Genomic DNA, 16,497 nt, shown 5'->3' on the forward strand with positions numbered 1-16,497 from the left:
GTCATTCACTCTCTGTGTCTGCGTTCTGCGCGGTCGGAGCCCCGCTCGGGCGTCGTGCGTCCAGGCGGGCCCCCATGATGGTCGCATACGCCCACATGCCGCCGAAAATCAGGACGACGAGAAGCACCGCAGGGACGGCGATGGCCGACAACGCGACCACGATCTGCACGATCCACCCGGCGGGGATCGCCCAGGGCTTCGTGATCATGCCCGCGATGACGACGCAGGCCACGGCCACGACGGCACCGCCCACGATCCCCCACCACTGCTCGATGCCCGCCGGCAGAGCCTTCAGGCCGAAGATGGTGAGGCCGACGAGGAAGACGACGATCGCCTCGAAGCCGAGCACCACCGGGGCGAGCTTCTGCACGAGGGTGCGCGGGGCGCGCGGTCGACGCGGGGCAGCGGCACTCATGCGCGCCACCCCGACTTCCAGTCCTCCTCTTCGGAGAGCGCGATCGCCTCGCCCGCGAGCACGACGGAGCCGGCGATGACCACGGCCCGACGATCCGACGAGGCCGCCCATTCCCGGGCCGCGTCCGCGGCGTCTGCGAGGGACGGGTGCACGGTGGCGCGCTGTCCGGCCTGTTCGACGAGATCGGCGATGAGGTCGGCATCGCTGGCGCGGTCCGACTCCGGCGCGGTCGCGAAGACGTGCGCGGCGGCGGGCGCGAGCCGCGCGACGATCCCCGCCGCGTCCTTGTCCGCGAGGACGCCGAGCACCAGGCCCCACTCGTCGAAGTCGAAGCTGTCGTCCAGCGCCTGGGCGAGCGCCGCGGCGCCGTGCGGGTTGTGCGCAGCGTCGACGATCACGGTGGGAGCGATGCCGAGGAGCTGCAGGCGGCCGGGAGACGTGCTGCCCTGGAGTCCGTCGGAGATCACTCCGCCGGCGATCGCCTGGCCGGCGCCGCCGATGAGCGACTCGACGGCGGCGACGGCCAGCGCGGCGTTGTGGCCCTGGTGCGCGCCGTACAGCGGCAGGTACTCCTCCTCGTACTGCCCCGCGAGGCCCCGGATGGTGAGGAGCTGACCGCCGACGGCGAGCTTCTGCTCGGCGAGCCCGAAGTCCTCGCTCGAGCGATGGTGGCATGGCGCTCCGCGGCTACGCGGCGCAGCACCTCGGCGGCCTCGGCCGGCTGCTGGGCGGAGACGACGGCGGCACCCTCCTTGATGATGCCGGCCTTGACCTGGGCGATCTCGGCGATCGTGCTTCCCAGGCGGTCCGCGTGGTCGATGTCGATCGGAGCGAACACCGCCACGTCGCCGTCCGCGGTGTTCGTCGAGTCCCACTCGCCACCCATGCCGACCTCGAGGACGAGCACGTCGACGGGCGCGTCGGCGACCGCGACGAAGGCGAGGACCGTGAGCAGCTCGAAGAACGTCAGGGGGGCCTCCCCTGCCGCCTCGAGCTCGGCGTCGACGATCCCCACGAAGGGCTCGATCTCGTCCCAGGCGTCGGCGACGGCCTCGTCGGCGATCGGCTCGCCGTCGATCATGATGCGCTCCGTGAAGCGCTCCAGGTGCGGGCTCGTGAACAGGCCGGTGCGCAGGTCATGGGCACGCAGCAGGCTCTCGATCATCCGCGCGGTCGACGTCTTGCCGTTGGTGCCGGTGATGTGGATGACGCGGTAGGTGCGCTGCGGATCGTCGAGGTACTCGAGGATCCGCGCCGTCCGCTCCTTGCGTGGCTGCACCCAGCGTTCCCCGGCACGGCTCAGCAGCGTCTCGTAGACGGCGTCGGCCCGGTCTCTCGCACTCATGCGCCCACCTTCTCCAGGTTCGTGTCGATCGTGACGAGGAGCGGCGCCTTCCCGGCCCCGAGCGCCTTCGCCCCGCTCCGATGCACGCCGTCTCCGGGGCTGGTGGCCTCGTCGACGAGCCGGTCGAGGTCGTCGGTCGGCTGCACGGCGAACGCCACGGCGAGCGTCTCGGCGGCGATGAGGTCGGCATGGGTCTCCAGCGCCGCCGCCTCCGCGGGAGCGGCGTTGAGGGCCAGCACGATCCGGTCGCTGACGTCGAGCCCGGCGTTCTTGCGCGCCTCCTGCACGACGCGGATGGCGTCGCGGGCGATGCCCTCGGCTTCCAGCTCCGGCGTCGTGTCGGTGTCGAGCAGGACGAACCCTCCGGACGGGACGATGGCCAGGGCCTCCCCCTCGGGGCGACCCGTGGTCTCGAGGACGAGGTCGTACTCGGCGGGCTCCAGTGCGATGCCGCCGGCGGTCACGACGCCGTCGGTCTCGGACCAGTCACCCGAGCGCGCGGCCTGGATGGCCTTCTGCACGTCCTTGCCGAGGCGCGGACCCGCGGCGCGGCGTTCACGCTCAGCCGGTGGCTGATGCCGTACTCCCCGGCTGCCTCATCGGTCAGCGGGACGAGCTCGACGGTCTTCACGTTGAGCTCCTCGCGGAGGATGTCCTCGAACTGGCCGAGGTCGCCCGCGAGCGGAGAGACCACCGTGAGCCGTGCGAGCGGCAGGCGCACGCGCAGCTTCTCCTTCTTGCGCAGCGCGTTGCCGACGCTCGACAGCTCACGGACGGCATCCATGGCGTCGCGGATCTCGTCGGCGGCGGGGAACTGATCCGCATCCGGCCAGTCCTGCAGGTGCACGCTGCGCCCGCCGGTGAGTCCCTGCCACACGCGCTCGCTGATCAGCGGGACGAGCGGCGCGGCCACGCGGCACAGCGTCTCCAGCACGGTGTACAGGGTGTCGAACGCCTCGCGGCTCTTCGGGTCGTCCGTCACGCCCACCCAGAACCGGTCGCGCGAACGGCGGATGTACCAGTTCGTCAGCACCTCGGCGAAGTCGCGCAGTCGCGCGGACGCGGTGGTCGAGTCCAGACCCTCCAGATCGGCCCGGACCTCGCGGACGAGGTCGCCCAGCCGCGCGAGGATGTACCGGTCGAGGACGTCGGTCGAGTCGGTGCGCCACGATGCCTCGTACCCGCCTCCCTGGGTTGCTGAGCCTGCTCCTCCCTGGGTTGCTGAGCCTGTCGAAGCATTCGCATACGTCGCGAAGAAGTACCACGAGTTCCACAGCGGCAGCAGGAACTCCCGCACGCCGGACCGGATGCCCTCCTCGGTGACGATGAGGTTGCCGCCGCGGAGCACCGCGCTCGACATCAGGAACCAGCGCATCGCGTCAGACCCGTCGCGGTCCAGAACCTCGGACACGTCGGGGTAGTTCCGCAGCGATTTCGACATCTTGTAGCCGTCGCTGCCGAGCACGATGCCGTGGCAGCTGACGCCCGTGAACGCCGGGCGGTTGAACAGCGCCGTCGAGAGCACGTGCATGACGTAGAACCAGCCGCGGGTCTGGCCGATGTACTCCACGATGAAGTCCGCCGGGGAGTGCGAGTCGAACCACTCCTGGTTCTCGAACGGATAGTGCACCTGGGCGTACGGCATCGAGCCGGAGTCGAACCACACGTCGAAGACGTCGCCGATGCGCCGCATCGTGCTCATGCCCGTGGGGTCGTCGGGGTTCGGCCTGGTCAGATCGTCGATGTAGGGGCGGTGCAGGTCCACCTCGCCCTCCGGGTTGCGCGGCAGCGTGCCGAAATCGCGCTCCAGCTCCTCCAGCGAGCCGTAGGCGTCTACGCGCGGGTACTCCGGGTCGTCGCTCTTCCAGATCGGGATGGGCGAGCCCCAGTAGCGGTTGCGGCTGATCGACCAGTCGCGGGCGCCCTCGAGCCACTTGCCGAACTGCCCCTCCTTCACGTTCTCCGGCACCCAGGTGATCTGCTCGTTGTTCGCGAGGAGGTCGTCCTTGATGTCGGTGACCCGGATGAACCAGCTCGACACGGCCTTGTAGATGAGGGGGTTCCGGCAGCGCCAGCAGTGCGGGTAGGAGTGCTCGTAGCTCTGCAGCCGGACCAGACGGCCGTTGTCGCGGATGATCCGCACGAGCGGGGTGTTCGCGTCCATCCACAGCTCGCCCGCGACATCCGTGACGTTCGGGAGGAAGCGCCCGCCGTCGTCGAGCGACAGGATCGTCGGGATGCCCGCGGCGCCGGCGACGCGCTGGTCGTCCTCACCGTAGGCGGGTGCCTGGTGGACGATGCCGGTGCCGTCGGTGGTGGTGACGTAGTCGTCGACGAGGATGCGCCAGGCGTTCCCCGTGCCGTAGGTCTCCTCGTCCGCGTAGTAGTCGAACAGGCGGTCGTAGGTGACGTCCGCCAACTCTGCACCGCGCAGCGTGGCGTCGACCGCGGCGAGCGCGTCCTCCGAGCTCTCGTAACCGAGATCCTTGGCGTACCCGCCGAGCAGATCCTTCGCGAGCAGGTAGCGGTGCGCGGAGGCCTCGACCGCGAGCTGGTCGGCCGAGGGAGCGGCGCGTCCCTGGTGCACGTCGGAGGCGCCGGCGGGACCGGCGGGCAGCACGACGTACTCGATGTCCGGCCCCACGGCGAGCGCGAGGTTGGTCGGCAGGGTCCAGGGGGTCGTCGTCCAGGCGAGGGCGCGCACGCCGGTGAGCCCGAGCGCCTCGGCCTTCGCGCCGGTGAGCGGGAAGGTGACCGTGACCGACGGGTCCTGTCGCATCTGGTAGACGTCGTCGTCCATGCGCAGCTCGTGGGCGGACAACGGCGTCTCATCGCGCCAGCAGTACGGGAGCACACGGTACCCCTCGTAGGCGAGCCCCTTGTCGTACAGGGTCTTGAAGGCCCAGAGCACGCTCTCCATGTAGCCGAGGTCGAGCGTCTTGTAGCCGCGCTCGAAGTCCACCCACCGGGCCTGGCGGGTGACGTAGTCCTCCCACTCCCGCGTGTACTTCAGGACCGAGGAGCGCGCCTTCTCGTTGAAGACGTCGATCCCCATCTCCTCGATCTCGCTCTTCTCGGTGATCCCGAGCTGCTTCATCGCCTCGAGCTCGGCGGGGAGCCCGTGGGTGTCCCATCCGAAGACTCGGTCGACCTTGTGCCCGATCATGGTCTGGAAGCGCGGGAACACGTCCTTCGCGTAGCCCGTGAGCAGGTGGCCGTAGTGCGGCAGACCGTTCGCGAAGGGAGGGCCGTCGTAGAACACCCACTCGGGGGCACCCTCGCGCTGCTCGATGGAGGCGCGGAAGGTGTCGTCGGTCTTCCAGAAGTCGAGCACCTCCTCCTCGATCTGCGGGAAGCGGGGGCTCGGCGCCACAGTGGTGGCCTGGTCGGCAGCGGGGCCGAAGGAGGAGCGCGGGTAGGTCATGGTCTCTCGCAGTGGTCGTCGTGGCGGATGCTGCTGCGAGGACGATCCTCGCGGACCGCGGTACCACCTCGCGTGCCCCTGCGTCTCCTCGACAAGCTCAGAGACCCACGGACCACTCTCACTGCGGCTGTGACGGGCCTGCCCCGCTCGGTTCTACTGAGTCCGTCGCCGGACCGTTCTTCCGAGAGCTCCCCGGTGATGGCCGGATCGATGCTCGTGTGCCCATTGTACGCGTGCTCCTCCTCCCGCGGATTCTCTTCCACGTCGCAGGATCTGGAGACATCCCTGCGACCCGGGGCGGGATCTGCGACATCACGCCGTGCGCGCACGATGCAGTCCCTGAGCGACGGCGCGCATGAGGAGGTCCTGCACCGCGGGCCACTCGTCCATCACCTGGTGATAGCCCAGACGGATGACGTGGTAGCCGCGCAGCTTCAGCTCCGCATCGTGACGGTTGTCCTGGTCGCGCTGGGCTCCGACATGCGTGCCGCCGTCGATCTGCAGCACGAGCCGCTCGCCGATGAGGGCGTCCACCCGGTGCCCGGCGATCCACGTCTGGAAGCGCAGCGGCAGCCGGAGCCAGCGCAGTCGCACGCGCAGGTAGGTCTCGAGCCCCGCATCCGCGAACGGCAGCGCCTCGGCCAGGAGCCGCCGCCCGCGCGGTCCCCAGCGGAGTCGGAGCAGCCTCTCTCGGTCGACGAGGCCCTTGTTCAATGCCGACTCCCAGGTCGCGAGCGCCTGTTCGTACGGCTCACACGTGGACACCAGGCTCAGCACGTTCTCGATCGGGTCCTCCAGGGCATCCGGGTGTCGCGGAACCAGAGGCCGAGCCCAGTGCACGCGTGCCTCCGGCGGCTTCCCACCCCGGCTGCCCGGGCTGGCCGCGAGGTGAAGGCGCGGCCTCTCGTCATGCACCCAGAGGCCCAGCCGCCGCGCCTGCGTCACGCACGTCAGCAGAACACCGTGCTGCGCCGCGGTCACCCGACGCGGATCGGCATCGGGCAGCGCCACCCACCCGACTCGCACCCGCTGGATCATCCGCTCCGCGGCCGCCATCTCGAGGTCGTATCGGCTGACCCCGCGATCCCGCAGCCGCTCGACCCGTGCGACTCCGTCGACCTCCCGCATCGCCTGCAGCAGCCGCGCCCGCCTCATCCCGTTCATGCCCCCGATGCTGCTCCCCATCCCCTCCCATGCTCCCCACCGCGGCCAGCTCCTCCCATTCCCTGTGCACAACTCCCCCACTCCCTCTCCTGTGCAGCCCGAGTCCCTCTCCTCCGTACCCCCGCTCGATGTCGCAGATTCACGCCCCCGTCGGAGGAACCTGCCGAGGGCCTGCGACGCGGCGCAGATCAGCGACCTCCCGCAGCCTGAAGCCGGGATGCACGGAGGGGCGAGGGTGTCGGAGGGAGGACATAGCCTCGGAGGATGCCGAACTCCCCGACCGCACCCCGTGTGTCCGCGCCCGACCTCCCGCCCGTGCTGGAGCCGCGTGAAGCCGCGCGCCGGGCCGACCTCCTCGCCGCCGCGCTGGAGCTCACGGGCACCGTCGACCTCGCGTACGCCACGCTCGAGCAGTGCGCGGTCCAGGCGGACGCCGACAGCATCGACCTCACCGGGGCCACGCTCCTCGACGTCGACCTGCCCGAACCGCGCATCGCGTCGCTCCGGCTGCGGAACGCGAGCATCCGTCGACTCCGGATCACGGGCGGCCGCATCGGGACCCTCGACCTCGGTGACGCCCGCGTGGCCGAGCTCGAGCTGCGGGACGTGCGCATCGACTACCTGAACCTGGGCGCCGCCCGCGCCGAAGACGTCGACGTCGTGGGATGCGCCGTCCGCACGATCGACATCCCGCAGGCCGAACTGACACGCGTCCGGTTCCAGGCCACGCGCAGCGACGAGGTCGACCCCCGGGGCCTGCGCGCGAAGGACGTGGACCTCCGCGGCCTCGACGCGCTCTCCTACCTCGACGTCCAGAGCCTGCGCGGCACCACGCTCTCGTCGGTGCAGGTGCAGCAGCTCGCCCCGGTGATGGCGGCCGGGCTCGGGATCACCGTCACGGACTGACGGGGCCGCTGGCCGCAAGCAGCTCCCGGGTGAACGGATGCTGCGGCGCCGCGAACACCGCCGCCGTGGGCCCCTGCTCGACGATCCGGCCGTCCTGCATGACCAGGACGTCGTCCGCGACGGCGCCGACGACGTCGAGGTCGTGGGAGACGAAGACCATCGTGAGCCGCCGCTCCTCCTGCACCCGCCCGAGGAGCCGGAGCACCCGCTCGCGCACCGAGGGGTCGAGAGCGGAGACGGGCTCGTCCAGCACCAGCACGTCCGGGTCCGCCGCGAGAGCGCGGGCCAGGGCCGCCCGTTGCCGCTGCCCGCCCGACAGCGCCGCCGGCCGTCGGGCCGCCAGACTCGCATCGAGCCCGACCTCCGCGAGCAGCGCCGCCACCCGCTTCCGACGCGCACCACGCGGCACCCCTCCCGCCTCCAGTGCCTCCTCCAGCGACCGCCCCACCGTCCACCGCGGGTCGAAGGCGCCGAGCGGGTTCTGGTGCACGAGCTGCACGCGCGGCGTTCCGGTCCAGCGCAGCACTCCGGTGTCCGGCCTCTCGACGCCCACCAGCATCCGGGCGAGGGTCGTCTTGCCCGATCCGGATTCGCCGACGATGCCCAGCGTCCGACCGGCAGACACCGTGAACGAGGCGTCGACGACGGCGGCCACCCCGCCGAACGCCTTGGACACCTCCTCGGCGACGACCACGACGTCCGAGGACGCCGCACGCTCCTCCCGCGGCTCATGCATCGTCGCCGCGATGAGCTGCCGCGTGTACGGGTGGCGGGGGGCAGCGAGCACCTCCGCGACCGGGCCGGACTCCACGATCCGGCCGTCCTTCATCACGAGCACGCGATCCGCCACCCGCCGCACGGCCGCGAAGTCGTGGCTGATGAACACCACGGCGGTGCCGTCGTCGGCGATCTCCCGCAGCAGCACGAGGATCCGGGCCTGCACGGTCGCGTCCAGGGCCGTGGTGGGCTCATCAGCGACGAGCACCGCGGGGTTCCCGGCGAGCGCCGAGGCGATGAGCGCGCGCTGCCGCAACCCTCCGGAGAGCTCCTGCGGACGCTGCCGTGCACGGCGGTCGGGGTCGGGCATCCACACCCGTCCGAGAAGCTCCCGCACCCGCGCGGCGAGGGCCGCGCGCCCGCGCACGAGGCGGTGCAGCCGCAGCGGCTCGGCGATCTCGTCCGCTATCCGTCGCAACGGGTCCAGTGACACGAGGGCGTCCTGCGAGACGAGGCCGATCCTGGTCCCCCGGAGCCGCCGCCAGCCGCGCTCGGTCAGGGTGGCGGCGTCCACCCCGTCGATGCGGAGCCGGTCGACGGCGACGTCTGCCGTCGGCGGCGTGAGGCCGAGCAGAGCGCGGGCCGAGAGCGACTTCCCCGCCCCCGACTCCCCGACGATCGCCACGCACTCGCCGGCGTCCACCGTGAACGAGACGTCCTCCACGACGGGAGTCCCCGCGAAGGCGATCCGCAGCCCCTCGACCTCCAGCGCCGCACTCATGCGTCCCTCCCGTCCGCCCGCGCTCGGAGGATGCGTCCGACCACCGTCGCGCACACCACCGTCAGCGTGATCGCGAGTCCGGGGAAGACCGACACCCACCAGGCCTGTCCGAGCACATTGCGCCCGCCGGCGAGCATGAGGCCCCATTCCGGGGTCGGCTCGGACGGCCCGAGACCCAGAAAGCTCAGTCCGGCGGCGGCGAGGATGCTCGACCCGATGCCGATGGTCGCCAGCACGCTCAGCGCACCCAGCACACCGGGCACGACGTGGCGGCGGAACGCCCGCAGCGGCGGCACGCCGAGGATCCGGGCGGCCTCGACATGCTCGGCCACGCGCAGCGTCCTGGTCTGCACGCGGGCGAGGCGCACGTACACGGGTGCGGCGGCCAGCGTCACCGCGATGGCGATGTTCACCGGTCCCGGACCCAGCACGGCCACCACGACGAGCGCCACCAGGAACTCCGGGAACGCCATGAGCACGTCGTTGATGCGCATGAGCGTCACGTCCACACCCCGAGGCGACATGCCGGCGAGCGCCCCCACGAGCAGGCCGGCGGCGAGGGCGATGGCGGTGGCGAGAAGCCCGATCCCCACCGAGCGCCCCGCGCCGAACACCACGCGGGAGTACACGTCGCGGCCGCTCTGATCGGTGCCGAAAAGGTGCTCGGCACTCGGCGGCAGCAGAGCGGCCCGGACCTCGGTCTGCAGCGGATCGTGCGTGGCGAGCAGCCCCGGCCACAGGGCGGCGAGGGCGACCACCGCCAGCACGAGCACGGCGGAGCCCAGAAGAATGCGCTGCCCCCGACTCATCGGACGACTCCGGGTCGCGAGGAGGCGGCGACGCGGGGGTCGATGAGCGGATGCACGAGCTCCACCGCCACGTTGATGACGACGAAGACGAGAGCGCTCAGCAGGATGATGCCGGTGAGGACGGGGAGATCGCGGTCGTTGATGGCGGCGAGGGTGACCCGCCCCAGGCCGGGCCGGGCGAACACGGTCTCGACGAGAACCGCACCCCCGAGGACTGAGCCGGTGAGATAGGCCGCGAGGGTGACCGCCGACGCGGCGCCGTGGCGCACCCCGTGCCGCAGCGTGAACCAGGTGGGTCCGGCACCCCGCGCACGCACCGTCTCCGCGAAGGGCATCCGTTCCGCCTGCATCAGCCCATCACGCAGCACCTGGCTGAGCAGTGCGGCCACCGGGAGGGCGAGCGTGATCGCCGGGAGGACGATGGTCGCCGGATTGCGGGTGCCCGAGACGGGGAACCAGCCGAGACCGAACGCGAAGACGCTGAGCAGCAGCAGCCCGATCCAGAACACCGGCGAGGAGAGCACCACGAGCTCGACGCCGGCGGCGACGGTGCGCCCGACGCGGCCCCGCACGAAGACCGCGACCGCGAGGGCGAGGACGACGGCGATCCCCAGCGCCAGGGCCGAGAGCTGCACCGTCGCACCCAGCTGCCGTCCGATGACCTCGGTCACCGGCAGCCGCAGCTGGTACGACTCGCCGAGGTCACCCCGGGCGAGCTGCCCGATGAAGCCGACGTACTGCTCCAGCGGCGGGCGGTCGAGCCCGAGATCGGCGCGGATGCCGTCCTTGACCGCCTCGCTCACCTGCGCCTGCGGCCCCAGCATCACCGAGACCGGGTCGCCGGGGATCACCCGGAAGGCCAGGAACGCGACCGTCGCGGCGCCCCACAGCACGATGACCACCGAGGCGACGAGCCCGAGGGCGCGGCCGAGCACCGCCGTCACGGTTCGATCACTCCGCCCGCTCCCTCGAAACGACGGCCGCCGGATGTCAGCCGAGGCTCACATCGTAGAAGAGCGGCCGCCCGTAGAGGTCGTAGTCCAGACCCTGCACGCGCTCGCCGACCGCTGTGATCGCCGAGGGGCTGTAGAGCGGGACGATGGCCGTGTACTCCGCGTTCCACTCCTGCAGCTGCGTGTAGAGCTCGTTGCGGGCGTCCTGGTCGCTCGACGCGACGGCCTCTTCCAGGAGCGCGTCGATCTCCGGGTCGCTCACCTGCGAGGCGTTCTGGAAGCCGTCGGTGTGCAGGTGCGCACGGAGGAAGTCGGCGTCCACGCCGGAGAAGCCCCAGTCGGTGAGGTCGAACGTCTTCGGCTCGTACTGGGCGTTGTACGCACCGGGCTCCAGCTCCTCGCGCTGCACCTCGAAGCCGATGGCCTTGAGATCCGACTGGATCGCGTTGGCCAGCGCCGCGCGGTCGTCGGGGACCGGGGTCCAGGCGATCCATCGCACGGACAGGCGCTCGCCGTCCTTCATGCGGATGCCGTCCGCGTCGCGCTCCGTCCAGCCGGCCTCGTCGAGCAGGGCGTTCGCGGCGTCCTGATCGAACGGCCAGGAGTCCTCCAGCGACGCGTCATAGCCCGGGGTCGTGCTGCCGAGGACGCTCCACGCCCGCGGGAACTGCCCGAAGTAGATCTCCTCGACCGCCGCGTCGACGTCGATGCCGCGGGCGAACGCCTGCCGCACCTTCTCGTCGGCGAAGACGCCGTACTTCTCGTTCAGGTAGAGCGAGTAGGGCAGTCCGGGGTACTCCACCGAGTCGACCGTGACGCCGGCGTCGTCCAGACCGGCGACCTGGTTCGGCGGGATGTTGCTGGCGAGGTCGGCTTCGCCGCTCTCGATCACTCCGGTACGCACCGACGCCTCCGGCTGGATCTGCACGCGCAGCGTCTCGAACGCCGGCGCCTTCGTCTCGTGCGGACCCCAGGCGTAGTCGTCGTTGCGCGTGTAGACGATCTCCTGGTCGGCGGTGTACTCGGTGAGCACGAAGGGTCCGGTGCCGACCGTGACGTCGGGGCCGCCCGCCTTGAGCTTGTCGGCCGACTCGGCGAGCACGGCCGGCGAGTAGAAGCCGAGCTGCGGGGTGCTGGCCGCCTGCAGGAACGGCGCATACGGCTGCGTGAACGAGACCTTCACCGTGTGGTCGTCGACGACCTCGGTGCCGGCGTAGAAGTCCGCACCGAGCATGCTCGCCGCCTGGGCCGAGGCGGTCTCCGGGTTGACGATCCGGTCGAAGTTCGCTTTCACGGCCTCCGCGTCGAACGGCTCGCCGTCGGTGAAGGTCACGTCGTCGCGCAGCGTGAAGGTGTACTCCGTGCTGTCCGGCGAGACGTCCCAGCTCTTCGCGAGCCACGGGCTGAACGTGCCGTCGTCCTCCTGGAACACCAGGGAGTCGAGCACCGCGCGCTGCACCATGCCGGAGACGTCGAGCTGGCTCACCTGCGGGTCCATGTGCCCCGCGGACAGGTTCGCGCCCTCGATCGACCACACGAGCTCACCGCCGTCGCTGTCCGTGGACGGGCCCGCGCACGCGGTCAGCACCAGGGCGGTGGCGGCGGCGAGCGCAGCGAGGGGAAGGAGGCGACGCACAGGGGTGGCGGGCATGGGGATTCCTCAGAACGGACGGGTCGGGATGTCTCCATCCTAGGGCGGTTTTTTGGACCCGGTCGATCTGTGTCCGACCCGGGATCAGGGCGACGGCAGGATGATCCGGTGTCGCTCTGCGGCCCCGGCCCCTTCCCCCTCGACACGCGTCTGTCCCGGCGCGACCACCGCCGCGCCCAGCCCCTGTACCCGAGGCTCCGGAAGCCCGACCAGCCGCATGTCGACGAGGAGGTCGCCGCGGTTCCCCACGATCCGCCAGCGCAGCTCGGCCTCGGTCGCCGCGGCCACCACACGGTCGGGGAACGGGTCCTGGTCCTCGCGGATTCCGCCGATCTCCTGGACCTGTGCCTCCAGCCGGGCATCGCGGACGTCGGCCGGGATGTCATCGAGCACATGGTCGGCGAGGAACGGGTACGTGGCGGCGGGCCGTCCCGAGCGGATCGCGGCGTCGAGAGCCTGCGCGGCGGCGACCGTCTCCGCCCACGGGTGCAGGACCGCGGAGGGGGCGTCCGTCCGTTCGAGCAGCTGCTGGAGCGCGGCGCCTGCGATCCGCCGGGCGCCGAACTCGTCGGAGTTCCCGAAGGCGACGACGCCGATGCCGCTGGCCGCGTGCCAGCGCATGTGCGCCGAGAATCCGGGAAGACCGCCGGAGTGCTGCACGATCCGCCCGAACCGCCGGTCGTCCTCGACGACGAGGCCGTAGCCGTAGCCGGCCCCCGCGAGATCGCGCCCGTCGAACATCGCCGACGGCACCGGGATGGGGGTGCGGGCCTGCTGCAGCTCCCGTCGCGACGCCGGAGCCAGCACGGCGGGCGCCAGCGGGTCGTCGGTGAAGGCCGAGCCGAGGAACCACATCCATCTCGCGATGTCGTCGACGGTGCTGAACATGCTGCCGATGCAGCCGAGCGCGCCGGACCCCACGAACGGCTCGGGGCGGAACGTGGTGCCGTCGTCGAACGTCCGGAACCCGCCGGCCAGCGTCTCCGGCGCGTAGCCGTCCGACACGTGCGCCGTCCGGCGCAGCCCGAGGGGCTCGAGCAGGGTCTCCCGGATCACGTCCTCCACGTCCCGGTCCGTCACCGCTTCCACGACGCGGCCGAGCAGCGACTGGCCGAGGTTGGAGTACTGGTAGACGGTTCCCGGCGCGGCCGCGAGGTGCACCCCACCGGCGAACAGGGCGGCGATCTCCGCACGGGAGGCGCCGAGATGCCGGTCCACCCAGGCGTTGTCCTCCCCCAGACCGGACCGGTTGGAGAGCAGCAGGTCGCCGGTGACCTCGACGTCCGCACCCCGATGCCGTAGCCGGACCTCCGGCAGATAGGTGCGGATCGGCGCGTGGAGGTCGAGCAGCCCGCGGTCTCGAAGGGAGAGCACGGTGGCGGCCAGGAAGCTCTTGGACATCGAGGCGATGCGGAAGACGGTGTCCCGCGTCGTCGGGGCCTCATCGGCGCGGGGATGGCCGTGGGTGAGCACTGCGCGGACGCTTCCCCGTTCGGCCACGGCGGCGATGGCGGCCGGGGCGGCACGACGCGCGCGCTCGTCCAGGCCGTGGCGGAGTGCCTCCGCGGCGGACTCGGCGGTGACGAGGAGATCCGCATCCTGCCCGGTCATACGGGGACCCCGGCGCGCACCTCGTCGGCGAAGGCCTCGATGAGCGCGCGGCTGGCCGCGGTGTTGTGGTCGTGCACGCGCTCGGCGGCGGCGATGAGGGCGGGAAGCGAGCGTCCCTCTCCCCGCAGTGCCGCGTCGTCCCAACGGGCGAGGTCGGCCGCGGAGGCCTCGGGATGGAACTGCACTCCGCGCACCCGCGCCCCCAGCCGGAAGGCCTGGTTCTCGACGTCGGCGCTCGTCGCCAGCAGCACCGCCGCGGTTGGCAGCCGCGTGATCATGTCCTGATGGTTCTCGATCATCGGAGCCTCATCGCCGAGGGCCGCGAACAGGGCGTCGGCACGTCCTGCGGCGGTGGGGCGGATGGGGGTCGCGCCGCGTTCGATGGGTCCGGTCTTCTCGGCGACCTCGCCGCCGGCCACGTGGGCGAGCAGCTGACCGCCCAGGCAGATGCCGAGGGTGGGGAGGTCGCGGTCGATGGCCTCCGCGGCGAGCGCCCGCTCTGCCGCGAGCCACGGCGCGCGGTCATCGTCGTCCGGCATGAGCCCGCCGCCCAGCATGACGAGTCCGGCGTAGCCGTCCAGGGAGGCGGGCAGCGGCTGCTCGGCTCCCACGACCTCGTCGACGTCGATCGCCTTCTCCCGCAGCCAGGTGCCGAGGCGGCGCGGGCCGGAGCTCGCGGAGTTCACGATCACGAGGACGCGCGGGGTCACAGCGCCCCCTCCCGGATCGTCGTGTCGACCGCCGGCACGAGCGCGGCCGCGGCCGGCTCTCCTGCGCCGCCCGCGAGGAAGGCCTCGTGGTCGGGGTCCGACGCCTCCAGCACGCGGAGGACGTTCTCGTGCGCCGCCGCCCGGAGGTCGTCCTCCGACCAGCCGCGATGCCGCAGCTCGGCGAACAGCGCCGGGTACCCCGAGACGTCGCCGAGACCGTCCGGCATCGCATCGGACCCGTCGTAGTCGGCACCGATCCCGACCGCATGCGCGCCGGCCACGCGACGCACGTGATCCAGGTGATCGGCGACGTCCGCGACGCCGACGCGGGGGGCCTCTCCCTCTCCCCCCGCCTCCCACCAGTCGCGACGGGCCTGCGAGACGAACGTGGGGACGAACGGCACCATCACGACGCCGCCCTGCGCGCCGATCGCGGCGAGCACGTCGTCCGGCACGTTGCGAGGATGGTCGCACAGGGCGAAGGCGCCGGAGTGGCTGACCATCACCGGGCGGGTCGTGATCTCCAGGGCATGCCGCATGGTCGTCGGAGCGACGTGCGAGAGGTCGACGAGCACACCGATGCGGTTCATCTCACGCACCACCTCGCGTCCGAAGTCCGTCATACCGCCGTGGCGCGCCTCGTCGGTCGCCGAATCCGCCCAGGCGATCGTCCGCGACCAGGTGAGGGTGAGATACCGCGCGCCGAGACGCGCGAACTGCCGCAGCACGGCCAGCGATCCGCCGAGCTGGTCGCCGCCCTCGATGCCGATGAGCGAGGCGATCCTCCCCTCCGCCATCGCCGCACGCACGTCGGCCGCCGTCCGAGCGATCGCGAAGCGCTGCGGGTGGGCGTCGACGAGGCGGTGCACGAAGTCGATCTGCTCGAGCGTGGCCACCACCTGCTCCGCCCCCTCCAGCACGGGATCGACCCAGACCGACCAGAACTGGCCGGCGACCCCGCCCGCGGTCAGTCGCGGCAGATCGGTCTGCGTGGCCGCCACCGGTCCGGAGAGCTCCGCGACCCGGTAGCCGAGCAGCGTCCTGCTCGCCCAGGCGAGATCGTTGTGGCCGTCGATCACCCGATCGATCGGCAGGTCCGCGTCGACCATCTCAGTCCTCTCGTCCATCCAGCACCGCGTTCATCCGCGCGGTGAGCACCGGGTCCACGGCGCGCGCGACGCCGTCCAGCTCCCGCACGGGCACCGCACCGCGGGTGCTGGAGCAGAGCCAGAGGGCGTCCGCCCGCTCCAGATCGTCCCGCACCATCGGACCGACGCGGGAGGGCACCTCGGCGAGTCCCGCGAAGACGTCGGCCTGGGTCGTCCCCGGGAGCACCCCGTACTCGGGCGGTGGCGTGACCAGCGCCCCGTCGAGCCGCGCGATCAGCGTCGACCGCGGCCCTTCGAGGACGAACCCGTCGGTGCTGACGAAGACGACGTCGTCCGCGCCCCGGATCCGCGCCTCCCGCAGGGCCGCCTGGTTCACCGCGTAGGCGAGGGACTTCGCTCCCTGCAGCAGCCAGGGCGCCGTCTCCATGACGTCGTGCCGGTACCCGCGGTCGAGCACCACCGCGGAGACGCCCTGCGCGCGGACGGCCTCCGGGTCCTCTCCCGCGAAGCCGAGCACCCACCCCGTCGGTCCGGCCGGGTCGATCTCGTCCCCGCGGGTCATCGCGAACTTGATCGAGGCGATCTCCCCGTCGCGGAGCACTCCGGGGCGGGAGACCTCGGCGGCCGCGCGGCGCACCGCCCGCGCCCACCGCTCGCGGCCTGGCGCGGGCAACCCCAGGAGCTGCGCCGAACGCTCCATCCGCACGAGATGCGCCTCCAGGGCCTGCGGCCTTCCTCCGCGCACCACGGCGGTCTCGAAGACGCCGTCGCCGCGGGTGACGCCGAGGTCCGTCGCCCGGATGATCGGCTCCCGCGGATCGACGGCATGGATCCCGTCCTCCGCCGCCTCGGCGGCGAGATCGAGCCGGTACAGCAGCAGTGCGCGCATGGGATTCCGCTCT

At 71.8% G+C, this 16,497-nt stretch carries 11 protein-coding genes and 2 pseudogenes; 1 reads left to right on the forward strand and 12 read right to left on the reverse strand.

What is annotated here, in order from left to right:
• Position 1 precedes the first annotated feature (1 nt).
• The 4 genes and pseudogenes from AC2W7E_RS03040 to AC2W7E_RS03055 all read right to left on the reverse strand — a co-directional run bounded on the left by AC2W7E_RS03040 (position 2) and on the right by AC2W7E_RS03055 (position 6,348).
• Positions 2-415: a DUF4233 domain-containing protein gene (locus AC2W7E_RS03040; RefSeq protein ID WP_231729450.1), complete on the reverse strand. Its 414-nt coding sequence runs from the start codon at positions 413-415 to the stop codon at positions 2-4.
• Positions 412-1,760: pseudogene (locus AC2W7E_RS03045) on the reverse strand (bifunctional folylpolyglutamate synthase/dihydrofolate synthase). The gene AC2W7E_RS03040 and the pseudogene AC2W7E_RS03045 overlap by 4 nt, the downstream one beginning before the upstream one ends.
• A pseudogene (gene ileS, locus AC2W7E_RS03050) lies at positions 1,757-5,184 on the reverse strand (isoleucine--tRNA ligase). The pseudogenes AC2W7E_RS03045 and ileS overlap by 4 nt, the downstream one beginning before the upstream one ends.
• 312 nt (positions 5,185-5,496) lie before the next feature.
• Entirely contained in the window at positions 5,497-6,348 is an 852-nt protein-coding gene (locus tag AC2W7E_RS03055) for an endonuclease domain-containing protein (protein WP_485988506.1), read from the reverse strand.
• Positions 6,349-6,612: 264 nt separating this feature from the next.
• Here AC2W7E_RS03055 and AC2W7E_RS03060 point away from each other — a divergent pair, with 264 nt between their 5' ends.
• Positions 6,613-7,254, forward strand: a complete 642-nt coding sequence (locus AC2W7E_RS03060) for a pentapeptide repeat-containing protein (RefSeq protein WP_025104982.1) — start codon at positions 6,613-6,615, stop codon at positions 7,252-7,254.
• On the opposite strand, the gene AC2W7E_RS03065 is transcribed toward AC2W7E_RS03060, so the two are convergent.
• The 8 genes from AC2W7E_RS03065 to AC2W7E_RS03100 all read right to left on the reverse strand — a co-directional run bounded on the left by AC2W7E_RS03065 (position 7,244) and on the right by AC2W7E_RS03100 (position 16,484).
• Entirely contained in the window at positions 7,244-8,752 is a 1,509-nt protein-coding gene (locus AC2W7E_RS03065; protein ID WP_366215511.1) for an ATP-binding cassette domain-containing protein, read from the reverse strand. The genes AC2W7E_RS03060 and AC2W7E_RS03065 overlap by 11 nt on opposite strands.
• Positions 8,749-9,561 carry an ABC transporter permease gene (locus tag AC2W7E_RS03070; protein WP_485988507.1) on the reverse strand — a complete coding sequence of 271 codons (813 nt, stop codon included), beginning with the start codon at positions 9,559-9,561 and terminating at the stop codon, positions 8,749-8,751. Before AC2W7E_RS03070 ends, AC2W7E_RS03065 begins: the two co-directional genes overlap by 4 nt.
• Positions 9,558-10,505 (reverse strand): ABC transporter permease, encoded by a 948-nt coding sequence (locus AC2W7E_RS03075; protein ID WP_485988508.1) that lies wholly within the window; start codon positions 10,503-10,505, stop codon positions 9,558-9,560. The genes AC2W7E_RS03070 and AC2W7E_RS03075 overlap by 4 nt, the downstream gene beginning before the upstream one ends.
• Positions 10,506-10,551: 46 nt before the next feature.
• Positions 10,552-12,165 (reverse strand): ABC transporter substrate-binding protein, encoded by a 1,614-nt coding sequence (locus AC2W7E_RS03080; RefSeq protein WP_485988509.1) that lies wholly within the window; start codon positions 12,163-12,165, stop codon positions 10,552-10,554.
• An 84-nt stretch (positions 12,166-12,249) separates the two neighbouring features.
• Positions 12,250-13,776: a serine hydrolase domain-containing protein gene (locus AC2W7E_RS03085; protein ID WP_485988510.1), complete on the reverse strand. Its 1,527-nt coding sequence runs from the start codon at positions 13,774-13,776 to the stop codon at positions 12,250-12,252.
• On the reverse strand, positions 13,773-14,486 hold the full coding sequence (locus tag AC2W7E_RS03090; protein WP_485988511.1) for a type 1 glutamine amidotransferase: 714 nt from the start codon (positions 14,484-14,486) through the stop codon (positions 13,773-13,775). Before AC2W7E_RS03090 ends, AC2W7E_RS03085 begins: the two co-directional genes overlap by 4 nt.
• On the reverse strand, positions 14,483-15,613 hold the full coding sequence (locus AC2W7E_RS03095; protein WP_485988512.1) for a dipeptidase: 1,131 nt from the start codon (positions 15,611-15,613) through the stop codon (positions 14,483-14,485). The genes AC2W7E_RS03090 and AC2W7E_RS03095 overlap by 4 nt, the downstream gene beginning before the upstream one ends.
• Entirely contained in the window at positions 15,597-16,484 is an 888-nt protein-coding gene (locus AC2W7E_RS03100) for an aminotransferase class IV (protein WP_485988513.1), read from the reverse strand. Before AC2W7E_RS03100 ends, AC2W7E_RS03095 begins: the two co-directional genes overlap by 17 nt.
• Positions 16,485-16,497 lie beyond the last annotated feature (13 nt).

Source organism: Microbacterium sp. CFSPD4_SD4, from assembly GCF_057364585.1.

What these genes read in the sequence shown, in the direction of transcription:
- AC2W7E_RS03080 (WP_485988509.1), bottom strand. Translation starts at nt 12,165, where the DNA reads ATGCCCGCCACCCCTGTGCGTCGCCTCCTTCCCCTCGCTGCGCTCGCC.
- AC2W7E_RS03100 (WP_485988513.1), bottom strand. Translation starts at nt 16,484, where the DNA reads ATGCGCGCACTGCTGCTGTACCGGCTCGATCTCGCCGCCGAGGCGGCG.
- AC2W7E_RS03070 (WP_485988507.1), bottom strand. Translation starts at nt 9,561, where the DNA reads ATGAGTCGGGGGCAGCGCATTCTTCTGGGCTCCGCCGTGCTCGTGCTG.
- AC2W7E_RS03055 (WP_485988506.1), bottom strand. Translation starts at nt 6,348, where the DNA reads ATGAACGGGATGAGGCGGGCGCGGCTGCTGCAGGCGATGCGGGAGGTC.
- AC2W7E_RS03065 (WP_366215511.1), bottom strand. Translation starts at nt 8,752, where the DNA reads ATGAGTGCGGCGCTGGAGGTCGAGGGGCTGCGGATCGCCTTCGCGGGG.
- AC2W7E_RS03095 (WP_485988512.1), bottom strand. Translation starts at nt 15,613, where the DNA reads ATGGACGAGAGGACTGAGATGGTCGACGCGGACCTGCCGATCGATCGG.
- AC2W7E_RS03060 (WP_025104982.1), top strand. Translation starts at nt 6,613, where the DNA reads ATGCCGAACTCCCCGACCGCACCCCGTGTGTCCGCGCCCGACCTCCCG.
- AC2W7E_RS03085 (WP_485988510.1), bottom strand. Translation starts at nt 13,776, where the DNA reads ATGACCGGGCAGGATGCGGATCTCCTCGTCACCGCCGAGTCCGCCGCG.
- AC2W7E_RS03040 (WP_231729450.1), bottom strand. Translation starts at nt 415, where the DNA reads ATGAGTGCCGCTGCCCCGCGTCGACCGCGCGCCCCGCGCACCCTCGTG.